Source organism: Emergencia sp. (assembly GCF_048465375.1).
GTDB lineage: Bacteria > Bacillota > Clostridia > Peptostreptococcales > Anaerovoracaceae > Senimuribacter.
Genome location: NZ_DBFWLQ010000024.1, coordinates 161,545 through 182,097, shown reverse-complemented (window position 1 = coordinate 182,097; position 20,553 = coordinate 161,545). Strand labels below are relative to the sequence as shown.

The window sequence follows — 20,553 nt, the reverse complement described above, 5'->3', positions numbered from 1 at the left end:
CTCTTTTTATCCTCTAATTCTGTCAACTAAAATATCTGCCAAACGTTCGTCTGCGCCTAGGGTATGTCCCATTTCCAGCTTTACATCAGGATAATTCTGCAGAATCTCTCCAATTTCATTTGGGATGTCTTCTTTGATGTGGATACCTTCAAAGAGAAAATAAGGTACCGCTTTGATCTCAGTAACGCCTTTTTCTACCAGCATCTTGATTCCGTGCTCGATATTCTCCTCGCAAAACTCCATATATGCGATTTGAATCGGCATATCAGTGATCTTTCCTCTTACCAAATCCACCACTTCATTGATGGTCTTTTTTGTAGCTTCTACCCTGCTGCCGTGTGCTAAAATTAGTACGCCTTTCATGCTTGTCTCCTCTGTGTATATATCTATGTCCAATCTCAACTAGTCCTAATTCGGACTAATTCAGAATCGGCTATTACTACAATAACTTCTTTTTACTGGGTCAAAATCTTCCTGTAGGTTTCAATGGTGAAGTCCAGATCTTCCTTAGAAAACGCCGTATTGAGGAACATGGCCTCGTACTGAGACGGCGCTACATAAATGCCCGCCGCCAGCAATTCTCTGAACACGTGACTGAACCCTGCAGTGTCAGATTTGCATGCGCTGTCATAATCAGAAACTGGCTCTTTTGTATAGAACATGCAGGTCAAGGAGCCGATGTTGTTCACCGTAAAACCGCAGGCCTCTCGCAGACCATCCGCCAGATATGCGCCCATCTCGTTCAACTGTGTATAAATCTCTGGTTTTTCCAGCAGCTGCTTCAAGGTTTCAATACCTGCCGTCATGGCAATTGGATTGCCAGACAATGTTCCTGCCTGGTATACGCTGCCTACCGGGGATACGTGCTCCATGATCTCCCGGCTTCCACCATAAGCCCCTACCGGCATACCGCCGCCGATGATTTTTCCGTAAGTCACCAAGTCAGGCTTCACACCGAAGTATTCCGCCGCACCGCCGAAAGCCAGTCTGAATCCAGTAATAACCTCATCAAAGATCAAAAGTGCGCCATACTGGTCGCAAAGCTCACGGAGTCCTGCCAGAAAACCTGCCGCTGCCGGAACTACGCCCATGTTAGCCGCAGTTGCCTCTACGATAACACAGGCCACGTCATCTTTGTTTTTCCTCATCAAAGCCTCAACACTGGTTAAATCGTTATAACGAGCCAGCAAGGTATCCTCTGCTGCTCCCTTCGTCACGCCTGCGCTATCGGGATCGCCAAAAGTCATAGCTCCGGAACCGGCTTTTACCAACATTGCGTCGCTGTGACCGTGATAGCAGCCCTCAAATTTGATAATCTTGTTCTTCTTGCTATATCCTCTGGCGAGACGCAAGGCACTCATGACAGCTTCTGTGCCGCTGTTAACCATACGGATCATCTCGATGTGATCGATGTTAGATGTAATCAGCTCTGCCAGTTCAACCTCTGCCTCCGTACATGCGCCAAAGCTGAGTCCCTTTTCTACTCTCTTCTGTACTGCCTCGATCACTTTCGGGTCCGCATGTCCCAAAATCATCGGTCCCCAGGAGCCGACATAATCCAGGTATTCTCTACCCTCTGCGTCGTAAATCTTATTTCCGCAAGCTCTGTCGATGAATCTAGGTGTCAGGCCAACAGATTTAAATGCTCTGACAGGGCTGTTGACCCCGCCAGGCATGACTTTCTGTGCTCTTTCAAAGAGATTTTGTGATTGATTGCTCATTATCCGATATCTCCTCTCTGTATTGCGTCAGCAATTTCCATGGCATAGTAGGTCATGATGATGTCAGAACCAGCTCTATACATAGAGGTTGCCGTCTCGCACATGATGCCGTATTCGTCAATCAAGCCTGCTTTACCTGCGTTCTTAATCATAGCGTATTCGCCGCTGACACTGTAGGTTGCAATAGGAAGATTGGTGTTATAAGAAAGTTCTTTGATCACGTCCAGATAAGAAAGCGCCGGTTTAACCATCAAAATATCAGCCCCTTCCTCTTCGTCTAGGACAGCTTCTTTCATAGCCTCACGCACATTGTGAGGATCCATCTGATAAGTCTTTCTGTCGCCGAAGGATGGCGCCGAACCTGCCGCTTCCCTGAACGGTCCGTAAAACTTAGAAGCGTATTTGATGGCATAACTCATGATCGGCGTGTTTTTAAAGCCGTTTTCGTCCAGGCCTGCCCGAAGCGCTGCAATGCGTCCGTCCATCATGTCTGATGGGGCTACCATATCTGCTCCCGCTGCTGCATGAGATACGGCTGTGGCAGTCAGATATTTCAAAGTCTCGTCATTATCCACGTCATGTCCGCAGAGAATACCGCAATGTCCATGGGAGGTGTATTCACACATGCATACGTCGGTAATAACGTAGATCTCATCTTTGTATTCTTCTTTAATAGCTCGTACAGCCTGCTGCACGATACCGTTTTCGGCATAAGCCTGGCTTCCCACTTCGTCCTTTTCTTTTGGAATGCCAAAGAGCAGCACTTTGCTGACGCCGTGCGCCAGACACTGGTCAATAATTTCTCTGGCTCTGTCCGGGCTGAAGCGAAACTGTCCGTCCATGGCAGAAATCGGTGCTTTGATATTTTTACCTTCTTCAAAGAATATCGGATAAATCAAGCTGTCTTTTGACGCTCTGGTTTCGCGAATCATCCCTCTGATCAGAGGATTTTCTCTCAGTCTTCTCGGTCTGTTAATCATTACTATCCCTCCAAACTTTTTCGACCATGGAATCTATGGCCGCCATCTCAGAAACTACTGTATCAAATCCAAATTTTGCCGCTTCTGCCGCTGTCTGCTTTCCAATGCAGAGGGCGCGGACGCCTGCGAAATTCTTTCTCTGTTGGGTATTAACAAATCCGTCCACACAGGATTTACTGGTAAAGGTCACATAGTCCCAGCTTTCCAAATCCACAATTGCCTCGTGTTTCACATAGGAGGTCTCATATACCGGGTAATCCAAGTAAGAAATACCGCCTCTATCCAAAGCCTCTGTCAAGTCCTCGGTCCCGATCTTGGCCCGCAGGAGAATCACCTTGTCATCTGCTTTGACAAAGCCACTTTCAACCATCTCTTTGCCAAGGTGTTCTCCGTCATAGACAGACGGCACGAAGTCGGCCCTCAATCCAAATTCTCTTAGTGCATCTGCGGTAGCACTGCCGATACAGGCAATGCGTTTACCAAAAACAGCCCGTGTATCTCTGCCTGCATCTAAAAGCCAGGTAAAAAAGGATCGCACGCCTTCTGTACTGGTAAAAACAAGGGTGTCATACCCTTCAAAGGGTGGTGCAAGGGGCCGGATAAATTCCGTTTTGATGCACGGATAGAGCATCGTCTCTGCGCCTAAAAGACGCAGTTTGCTTTCCAGTTTGGAAGCTTTGCTCCTAGGCTGTGTGACCATGATGCGTTTATTCTTCAGTGGCTTGTGATCAAACCAATCGAATTTATCTGAAAGGGAGCAGACTTTGCCCACAGCGATGACTGCCGGGGACTTCACCTGATTTTCCTTCACGGTTTTTTCTATGTGCGCTAAATCTGAAATAAACTTTCTCTGCTTTGGATAGGTTCCGTTTTCTATCACCGCGCAAGGCATATCTTCGGCCATACCCGCTGCCATCAAACCAGAAGCAATCCGGCCTACTGTCGATACACTCATCATAAAAATCAGTGTTCCATGCAGTCTGACCAGGGCGTCAAAGTCGATGGAAAGTTCTGCGCCAGCTTTTGCATGGCCTGTAATAATATGTAAAGAAGAGCAGAAGTCTCTGTGAGTGACAGGAATTCCCGCATAGGCTGGTACAGCGATGCTGGAAGTGATTCCCGGTACCACTTCAAAAGGTACGTTGTTCTCTGATAGCAGCTCCAGTTCTTCACCGCCTCTGCCGAAGACGAAAGGATCGCCTCCTTTGAGGCGCACTACCATCTTGCCTTCTTGCGCTTCTCTGAGAAGAATCTTGTTGATCTCGTGTTGAGGCACTGGATGGTCCCCTACATTTTTGCCTACGTCGATCAGTTCCATTTCTTCTGGAATCAAATCCATAATGCTGCCTGAGACCAGTCTGTCGTAGACGATTACATCGGCTTCTTTTATCAGCCTGACAGCTTTTACGGTAAGTAGTTCCTTATCGCCAGGACCTGCTCCCACCAAATATACTTTACCTGTTGTCATAATGTTCTCCTTTTTGTCCTGCCATCCGCAGTGCCAACTCTCTGCCCAAGGCTTCGCCTTCGTGTTTATTCCCTTTGATTGTATCTATGTACTGGTTTTCTTCCTCGTCAACGTAAAAACCTCTGATCGTGATTTCCTCACCGTCCAGACAAGCATAAGCCGCTACGGGTGAACTGCATCCTCCATCCAGGGTTCTGACGTAACTTCTCTCCGCCAGCGCAATCAGCTTTGCTTCTTCATCGGCAAAGCCTGCAAGATACGGCACTTCATATCCAGCTCTGCCCTGAACTACCAAAATCCCCTGACAGGCTGCTGGCAGAATTTCTGCGGCCGAAAAGAGCCTGCTGACTCTTTCTTCGAGGCCCAATCTCTTGATACCCGCATAAGCCAAGACGATGGCACCATATTCGCCGCTGTCGAGCTTCCTAAGGCGTGTCTGCACGTTGCCTCGGATGGGCTTAAAGCTGGCATGCGGAAAGAGTTTCTCAAGCTGTAGCTTTCTCCTGAGGCTGGAGCAGCCGATGGGTTTACTGAAATCAATTTCAGTGGCACCTTCCGGCAGAATCAAAGCATCCCTTGGGTCTTCCCTCTCTGAGAAAGCCAGCAATGGTAAATCGGCAGGCACCTCCATGGGCATATCTTTAAGGCTATGGACTGTCAAGTCCACTCTTTCTTCCATCAATGCCTTATCCAGTTCTTTCACAAAGAGTCCTTTACCGCCGATTTTATCCAGCGTCTTATCTAAAATGATGTCTCCCGTGGTCTTCATGGTGACCAATTCAACATCAATCTTGTTATCGTATTCTTTGATGGCCTTCATCACCATCTCTGACTGAATGACAGCCAGCTTGCTCTCACGGCTCCCTACTATTACTTTCATCAGTACGCCTTTCCTTCGATGATCTTCCTAACTTCTGCAGCAGCTCTTTTGGTAATGTGATGTGTCTTACCACTGCCGACGATACCCGCTGTCACTTCATCGTTGACTGCGATGGCCGGAAAAAAGAAATTGCACTCTTCCAGACGATCACAGACGCTGACCAGGCAGCCCTGTTCTTTGGCGATAAAGCCGATACTGCGGTTCACCTCTCTATTATCCGTGCAGGCGATGACCATAAACTGATCGTCAATATATGCAGGAGCATACCTGTCGTCGATGTAAGTCAGCTTGCCTGCATCAGCAAATTTCTCGATTTCCTCTGTGATGGAACTAGACACGACAGTCACATCAAAATCGAACTCCATAAGAGATTTCACCCTGCGGCTGGCGATTTTGCCACCGCCAAAGATGATAACCTTCTTTCCGTCTGAAGGTACGAATACTGGAAAAACTCTATTTTCCATAAAAAGCCTCCACTCTTCCTATAACCTCTGAAAGCGACAGTCCTGTTTCCACCTGGGGTCTGCCTATGACAATGACTTGATAACCGTCTTCGCATAGTTTGACCTTGTCGTCAAAACCTCCCGGTTTGCCTGTGTTTTTAGTTACCAGCCATTTACAGCCATACTGTTTCATCGTGGCTAAATTCATCTCCTTTGTAAAGGGTCCCTGCATGCAGATGATTTGCTTCACCGGGATACCTGTTTCCTCGCACAGCCGCAGGGATTCTACGCTGGGCAGAACCCTTGCCACCACCCGATCCGCCAGTTCTCTGTATTTTGATAATTCTTTGGACCCTGTAGTGAGAAGGATTTTCCCCTCAGTTCCCACAAGATATGCCGCCGCCTCTTTCGCAGAATCCACAGCCACTACACCCGGATAGTCAAAAAAGCTTTCCCTGCGCAGGAGTCTGACGTATTCAACACAGGCTGTTTTGCAGGCAGCCCGGATATTTTCTGTCACTACATCGGCATAAGGGTGTGTAGCATCGATGACCAGACCGTACGTGCCGGACAGCAGAAGCTTCTCCATAGCTGCCTGATTCAGACGGCCTTCGATGATCGATATTCCTTTGATATCGGAAAAGACTTCCGTTCCATACTCCGTAGCCACACAGAAATCGGCGCGCAGATTCCAATCCCTCTGATCAAAATACTCTGCCAATGCGTGGCCTTCATAGGTGCCCGCAAAGACGAGAATTTTCTCTGGCGCCATGGCACAAGCCGTTTTTTTAGATGTTTTTATATCCACGAGGTGTTACCAGCTTTCCATTGATCACTTTCGTCGTGCTGTTTCCAATAAATACGGTGGTGAACATGTCGATATCGTCATTGTCCTTCAAATCTGCCAAGGTACAGACGATTGCTTTCTCACCTTCACGGCCAATGTTTTTTACGTAACCGCAGGGCGTATCCCAGGATTTTGCACAGTTCATGATGTCTGCTGCCTTGTCGATGTAGTCGTGACGTTTTTTGCTCTTGGGATTGTAGAGACAGACGACAAAGTCGGCTTCCGCCGCCAGGCGCAATCTCTTTTCAATCTTTTCCCACGGAGTCAGCAAATCAGAGAGGGAAATGACCGCAAAATCGTGAATCAGAGGCGCTCCCAGAACCGCCGCTCCACTGCAAGCAGCCGTAATACCTGGAATTGTCACAATCTCTATTTCTGAATGATCCTCTGCTACCTCAGCCATGACCCCTGCCATGCCATATACGCCGGCATCTCCGCTGCAGACAAAGGCTACATTCTTTCCTTCCAATGCAGAATCCAAAGCCATCTTGCACCTGTCCACTTCCTGCTTCATCGCTGTGGATTTGACTTCCTTACCACAGGTCAATTCTTTGACCAAGTCGACATAGAGTGTATAGCCTACTACCACGTCACTCTCTTCAATTGCGTTTCTGGCCTGGGGTGTCATATATTCACTGTTACCTGGGCCGATGCCCACTACATATATTCTCATCTATGCTTCCTCTTTCAATTTCAGTTTTTCTCTATAGTCGTACCATTTATAAAAATCCGTACTATATTTCTCTATGATGGCTTCAATTTCTCGCAGCTGTTCTTCCTGGCGAAGGTCGCGCTCTCCCTGGCTGATATGGTCGATGTCATAATATGTAACCTGGTCAAATTTTTCAACCTCCGGATCGATATCTCTGGGAACAGCCAGATCGATGAAAACTTCCGGCAGACGGGACAGTGCTTTTGCTTCTTCATAATAGACCGTATAGTGCGGGCTCAGGGTCGCACTGATGACAGCATCACTTTTTTCAATGACGCTGTAGCGTTCTCCGTAATTGACCGTAGCCGCTCCCTTAGGTACGATATTCTCCCCATGTCGATATTGACGCAGAGTCATGGTGGTATGGATACCGTTTCTGACTAAAAGTCCAGCTACCAGCCGTCCAATCATGCCGTTGCCGATGACCAGGACGTTTTTGACGTCTGGGTATTCCTTCAGAATCGCCACCGCCCGCGAGGCTGTAGAATTATCATGCACCTTGAAGTCCACCAAAGTCTTAATCTTCTTGCCTGCTGTGACACCGATACGGAATAACACGTTGAGAACAGCATCTGAGGCCTTGACCTTCTGTGCACCTTTGATGGCATCATCCACCTGACGAGTAATCTGTCCATCTCCCCAGATTTGAGATTCAGCGCCAGCAGCCACTTTACAGAGATGCGTCACCGCCTCATTTCCCGTCAAAGTTTTGTTCATAAAAGCGTAGTCGTTATAATTGAGTTCTATCGCTTCACAGAGTGTTTTGAAAGGATTGACCTTGACGCCCGGCCTCAACGACAAGTAAAGTTCCGTCCTGTTGCAGGTAGCAATCAACACGCTGCCAAGAATCTCCGGCTTCGCCTTCAGCCTCATGTAAATTTCTTCAGTCTGCGTCTTCGTGCAGGAAAAGGCCTCACGTTCTGAAAGCCCAGCCATATTATAATCGATGTATGACATTACGATATTCAAAACTTACACTTCCAATCTTTCATCGCCAGGGCGCAGGTCACACCGCCGCCGCTGGTCTTTGATAATATTCTTCTGCCGTTTCCGCTTCCGAGACTGGCGCTCCTTTCACAGATATTGTCTACGCCAGTAATGCTTTTTACAAAGTCAGAGACCTCAAAGTCTCCTTTTGCAGCGTTCAGCTCCTCGGCACTGTAAGTGATAAAAGGAATTTGATACTTATCGCTGAATGCCAGAATGCATTTTTCATATTTCTTGATATCGATAGAGGCAATTTTTTCGATGGCGTGTATCGACACCTTGTTTTCCTCTAAAACTCCCAGTACAAACTTTTCGAACTGTTCGACGCTGGTATTCTTACGACAGCCAATCCCCATAGTCACAATCTTGGGCACCATATTGAACGTCTGTGGAAAAGGCTTCAATTTATCTGACAGGCTGACACAGATGCCCAAGTTCGCCGCATCCAGAGTCAGTTCTTCAGGAACCTTTCCTTCAAAGGGAAAACCGCTTTCAAAGCCAACTTTCTCTCCGCGAAGAATCGCGGCAGAAACAGTTTTGATGCAGCTGACATCGATGATTTTACAGCCCGCATATTTGCTCCACACGTCTACAGCGAATTTCTCATTGATATCTGTAGCCGTTGTCAAAACCAGTGTCGCACCGATGACAGAGGCGATTCGCTCTCCCGCCTCGTTAGCGCCTCCCAAATGTCCCGACAGAATGGGAATCACGTATTGCCCAAATTCATCCATGACAATCACTGCCGGGTCCACATCTTTCGATTTAATCAGCGGTGCAATCATCCTGACAGCAATCCCTGCTGCACAGATGAATATAAAGGTATCTTTCTGATTAAAGTTTTCTTTTAAATAATCTTTCGCTTTGCCTTTATGATCGAAAATCTCAAGTTCACAGTCTGCTGAAAGCCTGCCTGCCACCTTTGATGCCATGAGCTTTCCCCGGTCTGTAAAAGCTAAAATTCCTACTTTCTCCATTATTTACTAGCCTCTCTGAATAAATGGGTAAAGGATGGGTCATACAGCTTGGATCTCTCATATTCACTGCCCAGGAATCCTCCGACCAAAATCAACGCCATTTTGTTGATGCCATTCTCTTCTGCGGCTTTTGCGATGTTTTCAACCGTCGTTCTCACGACCTTTTCGTCCGGCCAAGTCGCCTTGTACACAATCGCTGCCGGAGAATCCGGCGCATAACCGCCTTCGATCAATCGCGCAGACAACTCTGCCAGCATGGTGGATGTAAGAAATACAACCATCGTAGCGCCGTGAGAAGCCAATTTTGAAATTTCCTCTTTTTCGGGAACCGGTGTTCTTCCTGCCATTCTGGTCAAAATCACTGTCTGGCTTACGTTTGGCAGTGTATATTCTGCGTTCAGGGCGGCCGCTGCACCTATAAAGGAACTGACCCCCGGCACGGATACGTACTCCAGAGATTCTCTGTCCAAAATATCCATCTGTTCTCTGATAGCTCCGTAAATACAAGGGTCGCCTGTGTGAAGTCTGACAACATCTTTTTCTTTATTTTTCTTCATCACTTCGATGACCTCTTCTAATGTCATCTTTGCACTATTGAAAATCTGACAGCCTTCTTTGGCATAATCCAGCAGTGCCGGATTCACCAGTGAGCCCGCGTAGATGATAACGTCAGCTTTTTTAAGTAGTTCTGCTCCCCTCACAGTAATTAAATCTGCTGCACCAGGACCTGCTCCGATAAAATATATCATTGTTTATTTCTCCTTCTGTCTATCTTCTGAGGGAATAACGATTAAAGAAAAATAGCTGGACTGTTCTTTCAGCTCGCTCAAATCTTTGTAAACTCTTTCATTTTCCATGGTGGCGCATTCCACCATCATGGCGTTCTGCCTGATCAGGTCATCTCTCAGTGCCATGATTTTCTTACCAGATTTCATCAAAACTCTAGTTCCTTCAAGTTCTTCCGCCTGATGGCCTTTATAAGTCGCAGGCACGATATGCAGCATTTCATCTCTTTCACAGAGAGAAGTATTCAAGCTGGCTGCCGCACCGCAAAAGGAGGGAATGCCTGGAATGATGGCTGTATCAAATCCCTGATTTGTCAGTCTTCTGTGTACGTACATCACGGTACTGTAAATGGCAGGATCGCCCAATGTCAGGAAGGAAACGGTCTTGCCTTCTAACAGCAAGGCTCCGATTTCTTCTGCCGATTGGTCGTGGTATTGATCCAGCCGTTCCTTGTCCTTGATCATAGGCATATCACACTCTAAAAGGGTTTTGCCTTCTATATATGCCCCTGCAATTTTCAGAGCGATATTCTCTGAAGCGCCGCTTTTCGGCACTGCGATGACGTCGCTGTTCTTCATCGTGTTGATTGCCTTCAAGGTAATCAATTCCGGGTCTCCCGGTCCTACACCTACTGCAAAAAATTTACCTTTCATTTATATGTACCTTTCCGTCATCATATCAGCCCCAGGGCTTTTGATGATATGACTTCTATCTGTTGTAAACATGATTGTCTCAATCTCTGCCTGTCCTTTGAGCCGGAAGCGCAGATGGTAGAGCACCTTCTCTAAAATTCTATTCTTCACTTCCGCATAATAGGACTTGTCTTTGATCAAATCGAAGGCTTCGTCTGTGGTGACGCACTTCATAATCTGTTCTACGGTCTTCGCATCAGCACCGCAGATAGCGCTGTGAACGCCGATCACCTCCATTCTGCAGTCAGCATAAGCGGAATGGGTATTCATGACGCCCGCGGCAATTTTGATCAGTTTTCCGGTGTGCCCAACAAAGAGTATTTTCTTGAAACCCTTGTATTTGATGTAATCCAAAGCTTCACCAATGTAATTAGACACAGGCACCGCCCTTTCGATGTCCAGACCCAGATAATCCCGGCAAAAGTCCCTGCCGTAATTGCCAGGGGAGATGAGAATGTTTTCGGGGTCCTCCTCATATTGTTTGTCAATAACTGCTTTGATGGTGTCCACGAGCGCTTTCTCACTCATAGGGTCTACGATTCCAGTCGTCCCGAGAATGGAAATTCCCCCTACGATTCCCAGGCGGGGATTATAAGTTTTCTCCGCGATATCCTTTCCTTCCGGCACAGAAATGGTAATCTCTGCGCCGCAGTCTGTGCCGTAACGCTGCAAAATGCGCCGGGCATTTTCGATCATCATCCTTCTTGGCACCGGATTGATAGCTGGCTCTCCGACTGCACATTGCAGCCCCTTAGCCGTAACCAGACCCACGCCTTCGCCGCCTTTGACACAGATATCCCCCTCTGTGAGACGAACCTTGGCAAAGATCTTAGCCCCATGGGTCGCATCAGGATCGTCGCCGCCGTCTTTGGTGACCGAACAGCTGACCTGGTCAGGTTCGGCAGCTATATCTCCAATCTCAAAGGATGCTTTTTCTCCCGAAGGCAACGTAATGTCTGCTCGTGCCACTTTGCTGCCAAATAGCAGCATTTCCAGCGCCGCCGCTGAAGCGGCCGTCGCACAGCTTCCCGTGGTATATCCAAATCTCAGTCTTTTTCCATTCTTAACCGTAAATTTTTCCATATACTTCCTTACCAAAAACAAGAACCCGAATCTCCAGGACTCGGGTTCTTAATATCTTCTAAAATAAATTCTCCAATATTAACCTAAAACTCATATCCTGTGACTTTTATGGCCAAATATTGGGATGTCTTCCGACTTTGATCTCAGGCGTCTCACATGCACCTTCCCAAGGGGACCCCTCAGTGGCTGGCTTTCGCCTCGCATGAAACTCAATCATTACGGCAGCAGGACTGTTCAGGTTTTTCACCTGATTCCATATTACGACTTGTTCTGTCAACCAATATTTCTATTCAATTTCACTTCAACAGATAAAATTATATTATATTAAATTGACCGTGTCAACAGATTGGGGAGAAACTTTCATCGGCTTCTTGAGGATTTTCATTGTTTTTGTTAATTCAAAATCAATCTCGTCTCCTGATAGACTATCAATTGATAGTATTCAAGGAAAAAAACTGCTTTTTTCAAAGCAGTTTCAGCAGTTTCTCGTACACCCACGTCATCATCCACGGCTCACTGACGAATTTGTCGAGTTCATCACAAGGTATCCATCTGACACCGCTGTTTTCATCGGCTTTCACAAAGAGGTCTTGGCCCTCGTCCGCTTCCAAAAGATAGGTCAAGTTCATGTGCAGGTGCGAAGCAACGTAACTTCCTCGTTTGATATGCCCGTCCACGGTAATGATTTCTAAAGAACATGGTCTTTCTTTGACTGGCCGTACTGATGTGATGCCCGTCTCCTCGCAAGCCTCTCTGATAGCCACCTGCAGCAGATCCGCTTCTCCGTCAGCATGGCCTCCAGTCCAGGCCCAACTGTCGTAAATATTGTGGTATGCCATCAAAACTTTATCTCTCCTCCTATTGACAATCCACGATGATGCAGTAAAATGGGCGATCTGGTTGTCGCGAGTCAGACAATCCGCATTTGCAGTTAAGAATTGCAACATGATTTTCCGATCGCATGTTTCCTGTTCGCAGGTCGGTCTATAGTTTTCTACAATATGTTTCAGATTTTTCATATCCGCTGCCATCACTTTCTAAGTCTGCCTTCCAGGCTGAAGGTCTTCCCTTCCGTAATTTCTACGTCGATCAAATTACCGATCATGTCCTTTGTCCCTTCAAAATTGACTAATTTGAATCCGTCGGTCCTGCCCGAGAGGGTCTTGCTGTTGGTTTTGCTCGCTCCCTCCACGAGGACTCTTTCAATCCTTCCAGTATACTGGGCATTTTTCTCTGCGCTGATGGAATTGATCAGGTCTACCAGCCGATTAAACCGCTCATGCTTTACGTCTTCTGCCACCTGCTCCTCATATTTTTCTGCTGGAGTTCCCTTTCTAATGGAGTACAGGAAGGTAAAAGCAGAATCGTATCTCACCTTTCGAACCAAATCCAGGGTCTCCTCAAAATCCTCCTCAGTCTCGCCCGGAAACCCCACGATGATATCTGTAGACATGGTAATACCAGGCACAGCTGCTTTCAGCTTTGCCACCAGTTCCAGATACGCGTCTTTTGTATATTTCCTGTTCATTCTCTTTAGAATACGACTGCTGCCAGACTGTACCGGCAGGTGAATATTCTTACAGAGTTTATCGCAGTCCACAAAAGCTTGAATCAGCTTGTCCGATAAATCCTTAGGATGAGAAGTCATAAAGCGGATGCGCTCAAGCCCGTCTATCTCATTGAGGCGATAGAGCAAATCCGCAAAATCAGTTTTTTCATCGCCACGGTAAGAATTGACATTCTGTCCCAGCAGCATGATTTCTTTCACTCCATCAGATACCAGGCTTCTGACCTCTTTGATAATTTCTTCTGGACGTCTGCTTCGTTCCCGCCCTCTGGTATAAGGCACGATGCAATAAGTACAGAAATTATTGCAGCCGAACATGATATTGACAAGCGCTTTACAGTCAAAAAGACGCTTAGCGGGCAGGCCTTCTACGATTTCACCGCCGTCAGTCCAAATCTCAACCTGCTTTTTTTTCTCGTTCAAAGCGTTATCGACCAGTTCTGGAAACTGGTGAATATTGTGGGTACCGAATATGATATCCACCCAAGGATATTTTGCTTTGATGGTGTCGATAACGTGCTGCTGCTGCATCATACACCCGCAGACGCAGACGATAAAATCTGGATTCTCCTTTTTCCTGCGCTTCAGCTGTCCCAAGGTTCCAAAGAAACGCTTATCCGCATTTTCTCTCACACTACAGGTATTGATAATAGCAACATCCGCATCTCGCCGCTCCTTTACAGGCTCAAACCCTTTCTCCAGCAGCATGCCCGCCATAACCTCTGAATCGTGCTCGTTCATCTGGCAGCCAAAAGTTGTTATATGAAATGTTTTGCTCATTGAATCTTCTCCTTGCTTATTCATTATCCTCTCATTCCGATAAACATGCCCAGAATGTACGGTACCAGCCAGATCAGCCATACTACGATGCTGAACTTGTGGAAACTGCGCAGTTTTTGTTCATTCTGTTTGCGGTATACCACTGTCGCCCACAGTGCGTGGAACAGCATCAAGACGATGGCCAGTGCACCGGTAAGTCCATGGGCGCTGAGCAGGCCGGTTCCCTTCGCCATGCTGGACATGATCGATGTCCCCGTCGTATCAAAGATCAGACCACACCAAAACAAAACCACATGTTTCTTCTGAAGGGTACCGCTGCGTCTCTCGGAAAAAACACCGATGGTATAAAATATGAGAGCTGCCGTAATAGTGATGATGGCTAAGATTAGTTTTATTGACATATGTAAATCTCCTCTATTTTCTCAACTAAAAATGTAGTATATCATAAAATGACGGTAAGTTACAGGGGTAAACAAAAATTTCGAGGCGGTATTATGGCACTGCGCCGATGCGCCCTGGCAATCGCAGTCATTTTACCCGTCAATTACTCTTTTTTTCTCAATAACCCCTAACAAATACGTCCACAATGAGTCTGTGTGAAAAAATCGTGACGAAGTTTCAACGGTTACAGCCTTTGGTGCAGTGCCCACTCCCTTTGCAGACCTTTGATTGTTAGGTGCTTTTCGGCTTTTTGGAGCAAATAGAGGGTAACTTTTTTCCGTGAATTCCGATTTTGTAACCAAGTCACTGTAAAAAACAAATTTTCAGGGTATGATAATATTATCAAATCGAACAAAGGAGATTGAAATCATGTCTATTTTTAACATTTTTAATAGAGGAAACAAGTTCAACGAAGGTGTACAGCAAGCCAAAGAAACAACAGGAGCCATCCTGCTGGACGTAAGGACAAAGGAAGAATACAAAGCCGGTCATGTGCCGGGCGCTGTCAATATCCCTCTCGACAGCCTGCAAAGCGCCAAACTGGATAAGGGCAAGCCTCTGTTCGTCTACTGCCTCAGCGGAGCCAGAAGTGGCAGGGCCTGTTCTTATCTCAAGCAACAGGGTTTTGAGGCTGCAAACATCGGTGGTATTTCAAATTACAGTGGAGAATTAGAAAGGTAAAGGTAACAGAATGAAAGTTTTAATCATCGGCGGCGTGGCAGGCGGTGCAACTGCAGCAGCCAGACTGCGCAGACTCAATGAAGAAGCGGAGATCATCATCTTCGAAAAAACAGGCTATGTGTCCTATGCCAACTGCGGCCTGCCCTACTATATCGGAGGCGTTATCAAGAACAAGAAAAAACTGACCCTGAAAACGCCCGAGGATTTTAAAGACAGATTTAACATCGATGTCAGAGTAAACAGTGAGGTTTTGTCCATCGATTCAAAGAAAAAAACGCTGTCTGTAAAAGATCTGCAGTCGGGAAAGACATATATAGAAAGCTACGACAAATTGATTCTTTCACCAGGCGCGAAGGCCATCAAGCCCGCCCTTCCGGGCATCGATTCAGACAGAATTTTCACCCTGCGCACTGTGGAAGACACCTTCCGCATCCGCCAGTACATAGAGCAGCAAAAGCCTGCATCTGCTGTCGTTGTAGGCGGCGGCTTTATCGGTCTGGAAATGGCGGAAAATCTGCTTCATGAAAATATACAGACCACACTGCTGCAGAGAAGCGGTCAGGTCATGCCGCCGCTGGACTACGATATGGCCTGCCAGCTGCATGCCTATCTGCGCAGCAAAGGTTTGGATCTGCGCCTGAACAGTCCAATTGCTGGATACGAAGAAACGGAAAATGGTATTAAAATACTTCTCAAAGACGGCTCAAGTTTGATAACGGATATGGTCCTTCTGGCCATCGGCGTAACCCCAGATAACCATCTCGCCAAGGATGCAGGTCTTACTTTGGGTGCAAAAGACGCAATTGCAGTCAACGAACATCTGCAGACCTCAGATCAGGATATCTACGCTGTCGGTGATGCAATAGAAGTGACCCATTTCGTCAGCGGTGTGAAAACCGTTATTCCCCTCGCAGGTCCTGCCAATAAACAGGGGCGCATTGCTGCAGACAATATCTGTGGCCGCCAGAGCACATACAAAGGAAGCCAGGGTTCTTCCATTATCAAACTCTTTGATATGACCTGTGCATCGACGGGCCTCAATGAGAAGACCGCTAAGGCCGCTGGAATCAAGTACGATAAAGTCATCAACTTTTCACCATCTCACGCCACCTACTATCCTGGCGCTGGGGATATGACTATCAAAACGCTCTATGATCCTGAAAATGGTAGAATATTAGGTGCACAGATTGTCGGCTTTGATGGTGTAGACAAGAGAATTGACGTACTGGCAACAGCTATTCGCGGCAAGATGACTGGCTACGATCTGGCTGAATTGGAACTGGCCTATGCCCCTCCATTTTCCTCAGCCAAAGACCCTGTGAATATGGTAGGATTCGTCATCGAAAACATCTTGGAGGGCAGAGTCAGTCAATACCATTGGCAGGATATTCCTGACCTCACCAAGGACGAAACAGTTACCTGTCTCGATGTGAGAACAACGGAAGAGTTTGAGGAGAGTCCCCTTGAAAATGCGTTGAACATTCCGCTGGATTCTCTGAGAGAGAATCTCCATCTGCTTGAAAAAGAAAAGCCAGTTTACGTCAACTGCTACAGCGGTCTGCGCAGCTACGTCGCCTGCAGGATTTTATCAGAGCTGGGATACCGTTGCTACAACCTGTCTGGCGGTTACGGATTCTACGAATACATCCTCTACGACAAGTCTTTTGACGAGACGGCCAGACACGGCTGTGGAGTAAAAATATGATTCTAATCAAATAATAGTCAACAATGGATAAGACTGATATATCAAGGATTAACGAATCCTCTGATATTCAGTCTTATTCAATGTGTTTAATTTATATATTGAATTCTTCCACAGCTTCCTGAACTAGTTTTTCATCTGTCAGGAAATCATACACCACGCCAGCCATGACTTTCGCTGCACGCATCATACACTTGGTACCAATACTGCTGCCAGCGAGAGCCGTCATCTGCCAGCAGTGCATTGGCATGCCCACAGGCGGAAGAGAAATCAAAAAGGTTCCAAAAGGCACCTGTTGACTCACATTGCCTGCATCGTCTGCTGGAAGATAGATCAAATCATCCTTCTCCACCACGCCCATATGCAGATGATTTTCTATCTGCTCCTTATCGATATTGTAGAAGGAGGCTACTTTTTTCTCTGCTCCTTCTGGCAGAGTCTCTGCCAGCTTTGCTGCAAACTCCTTTTCGCCGTCTGTATATTCGGGCCGCGGCAGAAGCTGTAAGTTATGTTTTAAAACCTCGACGATAACCGAATTTTCTTTGTCACTGTATAGCTCATCTTCCATCTCTATGGTAAAATCCGTGCCCGCGATTTTGGCACAGCCCTCGGCAATTTCCGTCAGTCGTTCTTTGATCTTGAGCAGAACATCTACGTCAGTAGCTCTGGTCTCACAGTAAACGGAGGTGCTTTTCGACAGAAGGTTGGCTGTCTGTCCCGTGTCGCTCATGTAATAGTGAAGCCGGTGGTAATCCCAGATGTACTCTCTCATGGCATTGATGCCGCCAACCATCAGATTTGCTGCCTGGAGCGCACTTCCTCCATAGTTCTTCGCAGCAACAGAGTGACCCGTCTCCCCTGAGAACTCCACCTTCATCATGGTCAGACCGCTGTAATACTGCTTTCTTGAAATCCCCGTAATATCCTGGGGATGCCAGATGATTGCAATATCAAGGTCATCGAAGACCTTCTCTTTCTGCATAAGTATTTTGCCGCTGTACCGCTCCTCAGCAGGGCACCCGTAATAGCGTATCGTTCCCTTGAAACCCTCTTTATCATATAATTCCTTGACAGCATCTACCGCTGCTACACCTGCGGTCCCTATAAGATTATGTCCGCAAGCATGACCTGGTCCGCCAGCTTCTATAGGCGTTCTCTCTGTACAAACTTTTTGGCTCATATCAGGCAAGGCATCGTATTCGCCCAGAATACCGATGACTGGATCTCCACTGCCATACTCCGCAACGAAGGCCGTAGGTACATCTTTGACTGCGTTGATCCGAAAGCCTCTGCTTTCCAGAAATTCACTCTGTCGCTTTGCCGCATATTCCTCGTTAAGTGCAGTCTGCGGCCGCTCCCAGATATCCTTTGCAATATCCGCATAGCTCTGGGTATGTTCATCTAAAAACGTCGTTAAATTCTCTTTCATTGTCCTTTACCCCTTACATTTGCGTTTTGTTATTTCTAAAGAAGATGAATGCCAATACCAAAGTGACTGCGGAGAGGATTGCAGCACCGTAGAATACACCCGTTAAATTCCACTGTACAAAGATCCATCCGAAGATGATTGGGCCCACGGCCTGCCCTGCTCTTTTGATCAGGTTGGTCACGGAGATAAAGGCGCCTCTCACTTCCGTATCTGCAAGAGGCAGAATCATAGCCATGATCGCCGGCATATTGAGTCCGATGCCCATACCGAAAATAGCACTGCAAAGCAGGGCGCCATTGATAGTAGTCGTCTTTGCTCCGATGATAAATGCTGCGATGAAGATAACCAAGGCCGCGATCTCCATCCACTCCGCAGAGAACTTTCTCGAAAGAGGCCCCAGGAGCGCTGACAGGATACAGCTGGTTACAGCCATGACGGACATGACAATTCCGATCATATAGACTTTATCCAGCACTGCGATGACCATGAAAGGCATGTATACAAGGAAACATCCGCTTAGCATGGCATAAACACAGAAGTTAATCAAAGGAAGGACAACGGCTCTCGGCTGCTTAAAGCATTTCAATGCATCCTTCAAATAAGGGAGAAGCTTTTCCTGCTGCTTCTGAATTTTCGGTTCGTCCATGCCGAAGAAGACGACCAATGCTGCCGGGATTGCTACCAGAATGATCAAGTACGGATACTTCCATCCATAACCTGCCAGCCAGCCTCCAACCAGAGGAAAGATCGCCAGGCCGATGTTCAGTACCGCTGTATTGATTCCCATGACGTCCGTTCTTCTCTTCTGAGATTCGTAAAGGTCACCTACCAGTACCAGAGAGATGATAACGATTCCCGGCTGTCCACAGCCTCTTAGAAATTCTCCCAGGAGAATCATATTGAAGTTGGTTGCTGTCAGAGAAATGATGGCCGATGCTCCAAACAGCAGTGTTGAAATCCCCATCACTTTTTTTCTGCCAAATCGGTCTGCAATGATTCCAACTACCAGTGACAGAAATATCATCGGCGTGGAATACAAGGTGTTCATCATACCCACCTGGTTTGCTGTAACGTTAAAGGTCTCTGAAATCAGCGTATACGAGGAACTGAGTGCGTTGCTCATCATGCTGACAAAGCATATTATATTGAGAATATGTAAATTTTTATCTGTCAGAAGCTTACCTTCTCTTGCTTCTGGACGTTCTAATCTTTCTGCGGTTTCCATGTTATTTTCCTTTCCTTAGAAATTTCAAAGATATAACTAATACGATCACTGAAACTGACGCTGCTGCGTAAAACACGCCTGAAAGTCCAGCCTTAACATATATAAATCCGAAAAGCACTGGCCCCATGGCCTGCCCTAAGCGGTGAATCAGATTTTGTATCGAAATAAATGCGCCTCTTACATGATCTGGCGAAAGAGGAAGCAGCATGATCATCTGAACCGGCATGATGATGCCGATACCCAGTCCGAACACAGCACTGAACATCATTGCAGTCAGTACGCTGGTCACATTTGCTCCTATAATAAATGCCACGGCAAAGAGTACGAAGGTAATCCTCACCAGATTTTCTTCTCCCAGTTTTTTAATCAAAGGTTCCACCATCACAGACGGTATGCAGCTAAAGACAGACATCACTGCAAAGATGATTCCAATCCAGGATGGATCTTCCAAGATAAAGGCTGCATATACCAGAAAGCAGCCTGCTAACAGCGTGTATACCGCAAAGGATACTACTGAGATGGAGATAACTCTGCCATTCTTGTAATAGGTCAGCGCTTCTTTGATGTATGGCATGATCTTGCCCTGCTCTTTTTTGATTTCTGGTTCATCGAGACCGAAAAAGGCCAGCAATGCGATAGGAATTGCGGCAAAGATCACGAAGTAAGGGTATTTCCAGCTCATCCCCGCCAGAACGCCGCCAATGATAGGAAATACTGCCAGACCAGCATTCATGATGGCCGTATTGATTCCCATGACGTGATTTCGGTTTTTATCGGTATAAAAATCTCCGATCAGTACAATGGTTACGATGACTAGCCCTGGCTGCCCGATTCCTCGAAGGAGTTCACTGAGAAGCAAGATATTGTAAGTATCCGCGTTAACTGACAAAATGGCAGATAGTCCGAATATGAGTGTCGAAAGCCCCAGAATCCTTCTCCTGCCAATCCTGTCAGCGATGATCCCTACGATAGGCGACAGTATAACCATCGGTATCGAATACACGGTGGTCAAAAGGCCCACTTGGTCAGCAGTAATTTGAAAAGCATCTCCGATGGCTCTGAATGCCGGGTTCAGCACGTTACTCATGATGCTGACGATGCTGATCAGATTTAAAATATGAAAGTTCTTATCTCTTAATAGATTCATATCTT

Annotated in this window: 21 protein-coding genes and 1 riboswitch; of the genes, 2 read left to right on the top strand and 19 right to left on the bottom strand. The window is 46.8% G+C overall.

From position 1 onward, the window contains the following. Positions 1-6: 6 nt before the first annotated feature. The 16 genes from ACMQ5W_RS15960 to ACMQ5W_RS15885 form a co-directional block, all read right to left on the bottom strand. Positions 7-363 (bottom strand): sirohydrochlorin chelatase, encoded by a 357-nt coding sequence (locus ACMQ5W_RS15960; RefSeq protein WP_148493768.1) that lies wholly within the window; start codon positions 361-363, stop codon positions 7-9. Between the two features lie 92 nt (positions 364-455). Continuing rightward, positions 456-1,721: a glutamate-1-semialdehyde 2,1-aminomutase gene (gene hemL / locus ACMQ5W_RS15955; RefSeq protein ID WP_419026034.1), complete on the bottom strand. Its 1,266-nt coding sequence runs from the start codon at positions 1,719-1,721 to the stop codon at positions 456-458. Then, positions 1,721-2,701 (bottom strand): porphobilinogen synthase, encoded by a 981-nt coding sequence (gene hemB, locus ACMQ5W_RS15950; RefSeq protein ID WP_419026033.1) that lies wholly within the window; start codon positions 2,699-2,701, stop codon positions 1,721-1,723. The genes hemL and hemB overlap by 1 nt, the downstream gene beginning before the upstream one ends. Next, positions 2,694-4,169: a uroporphyrinogen-III C-methyltransferase gene (gene cobA, locus ACMQ5W_RS15945; RefSeq protein ID WP_419026032.1), complete on the bottom strand. Its 1,476-nt coding sequence runs from the start codon at positions 4,167-4,169 to the stop codon at positions 2,694-2,696. The genes hemB and cobA overlap by 8 nt, the downstream gene beginning before the upstream one ends. After that, positions 4,156-5,049, bottom strand: coding sequence for a hydroxymethylbilane synthase (gene hemC, locus ACMQ5W_RS15940; protein ID WP_419026031.1), 894 nt, complete (start codon positions 5,047-5,049; stop codon positions 4,156-4,158). Before hemC ends, cobA begins: the two co-directional genes overlap by 14 nt. Then, positions 5,049-5,513: a precorrin-2 dehydrogenase/sirohydrochlorin ferrochelatase family protein gene (locus ACMQ5W_RS15935; RefSeq protein ID WP_148493778.1), complete on the bottom strand. Its 465-nt coding sequence runs from the start codon at positions 5,511-5,513 to the stop codon at positions 5,049-5,051. The genes hemC and ACMQ5W_RS15935 overlap by 1 nt, the downstream gene beginning before the upstream one ends. After that, entirely contained in the window at positions 5,503-6,300 is a 798-nt protein-coding gene (cobK, locus tag ACMQ5W_RS15930) for a precorrin-6A reductase (protein WP_419026030.1), read from the bottom strand. Before cobK ends, ACMQ5W_RS15935 begins: the two co-directional genes overlap by 11 nt. After that, entirely contained in the window at positions 6,281-7,012 is a 732-nt protein-coding gene (gene cobJ / locus ACMQ5W_RS15925; protein ID WP_419026029.1) for a precorrin-3B C(17)-methyltransferase, read from the bottom strand. Before cobJ ends, cobK begins: the two co-directional genes overlap by 20 nt. Then, complete coding sequence (locus tag ACMQ5W_RS15920) at positions 7,013-8,020, bottom strand: glutamyl-tRNA reductase (protein WP_419026028.1); 1,008 nt, start codon at positions 8,018-8,020, stop codon at positions 7,013-7,015. It abuts the gene before it with no gap. Continuing rightward, positions 8,017-9,015, bottom strand: coding sequence for a cobalt-precorrin 5A hydrolase (locus tag ACMQ5W_RS15915; protein ID WP_419026027.1), 999 nt, complete (start codon positions 9,013-9,015; stop codon positions 8,017-8,019). The genes ACMQ5W_RS15920 and ACMQ5W_RS15915 overlap by 4 nt, the downstream gene beginning before the upstream one ends. After that, positions 9,015-9,764 carry a precorrin-4 C(11)-methyltransferase gene (gene cobM, locus ACMQ5W_RS15910; protein ID WP_419026026.1) on the bottom strand — a complete coding sequence of 250 codons (750 nt, stop codon included), beginning with the start codon at positions 9,762-9,764 and terminating at the stop codon, positions 9,015-9,017. Before cobM ends, ACMQ5W_RS15915 begins: the two co-directional genes overlap by 1 nt. A gap of 3 nt (positions 9,765-9,767) precedes the next feature. Then, a complete protein-coding gene (gene cobI / locus ACMQ5W_RS15905) occupies positions 9,768-10,454 on the bottom strand; it encodes a precorrin-2 C(20)-methyltransferase (protein ID WP_148493785.1) in 687 nt (228 codons plus the stop codon). After that, a complete protein-coding gene (gene cbiD / locus ACMQ5W_RS15900) occupies positions 10,455-11,576 on the bottom strand; it encodes a cobalt-precorrin-5B (C(1))-methyltransferase CbiD (RefSeq protein WP_419026025.1) in 1,122 nt (373 codons plus the stop codon). Positions 11,577-11,679: 103 nt separating this feature from the next. After that, a riboswitch (cobalamin riboswitch) is annotated at positions 11,680-11,873 on the bottom strand. 167 nt (positions 11,874-12,040) lie between these two features. After that, the gene (locus ACMQ5W_RS15895) at positions 12,041-12,595 is read right to left on the bottom strand and encodes an NUDIX hydrolase (RefSeq protein WP_419026024.1); all 555 of its coding nucleotides are present in this window, start codon (positions 12,593-12,595) and stop codon (positions 12,041-12,043) included. 11 nt (positions 12,596-12,606) lie between these two features. Then, a complete protein-coding gene (gene miaB / locus ACMQ5W_RS15890; RefSeq protein ID WP_419026023.1) occupies positions 12,607-13,923 on the bottom strand; it encodes a tRNA (N6-isopentenyl adenosine(37)-C2)-methylthiotransferase MiaB in 1,317 nt (438 codons plus the stop codon). Positions 13,924-13,946: 23 nt separating this feature from the next. After that, entirely contained in the window at positions 13,947-14,324 is a 378-nt protein-coding gene (locus ACMQ5W_RS15885) for an HsmA family protein (RefSeq protein ID WP_419026022.1), read from the bottom strand. A 409-nt stretch (positions 14,325-14,733) separates the two neighbouring features. On the opposite strand from ACMQ5W_RS15885, the gene ACMQ5W_RS15880 reads away from it, so the two are divergent. Both ACMQ5W_RS15880 and ACMQ5W_RS15875 read left to right on the top strand, forming a co-directional pair. Continuing rightward, the gene (locus ACMQ5W_RS15880; protein WP_419026021.1) at positions 14,734-15,045 is read left to right on the top strand and encodes a rhodanese-like domain-containing protein; all 312 of its coding nucleotides are present in this window, start codon (positions 14,734-14,736) and stop codon (positions 15,043-15,045) included. Between the two features lie 10 nt (positions 15,046-15,055). After that, positions 15,056-16,750 carry a CoA-disulfide reductase gene (locus ACMQ5W_RS15875; protein ID WP_419026020.1) on the top strand — a complete coding sequence of 565 codons (1,695 nt, stop codon included), beginning with the start codon at positions 15,056-15,058 and terminating at the stop codon, positions 16,748-16,750. 91 nt (positions 16,751-16,841) lie between these two features. Here ACMQ5W_RS15875 and ACMQ5W_RS15870 read toward each other — a convergent pair whose 3' ends face one another. Genes ACMQ5W_RS15870 through ACMQ5W_RS15860 form a run of 3 tightly spaced genes read right to left on the bottom strand, consistent with a single transcriptional unit; the run spans position 16,842 to position 20,548 of the window. Beyond that, a complete protein-coding gene (locus tag ACMQ5W_RS15870) occupies positions 16,842-18,176 on the bottom strand; it encodes an amidohydrolase (protein WP_419026019.1) in 1,335 nt (444 codons plus the stop codon). Positions 18,177-18,189: 13 nt separating this feature from the next. After that, the gene (locus ACMQ5W_RS15865; RefSeq protein WP_419026018.1) at positions 18,190-19,401 is read right to left on the bottom strand and encodes an MFS transporter; all 1,212 of its coding nucleotides are present in this window, start codon (positions 19,399-19,401) and stop codon (positions 18,190-18,192) included. A gap of 1 nt (position 19,402) precedes the next feature. Further along, positions 19,403-20,548: an MFS transporter gene (locus ACMQ5W_RS15860; RefSeq protein ID WP_419026017.1), complete on the bottom strand. Its 1,146-nt coding sequence runs from the start codon at positions 20,546-20,548 to the stop codon at positions 19,403-19,405. Positions 20,549-20,553: the final 5 nt, after the last annotated feature.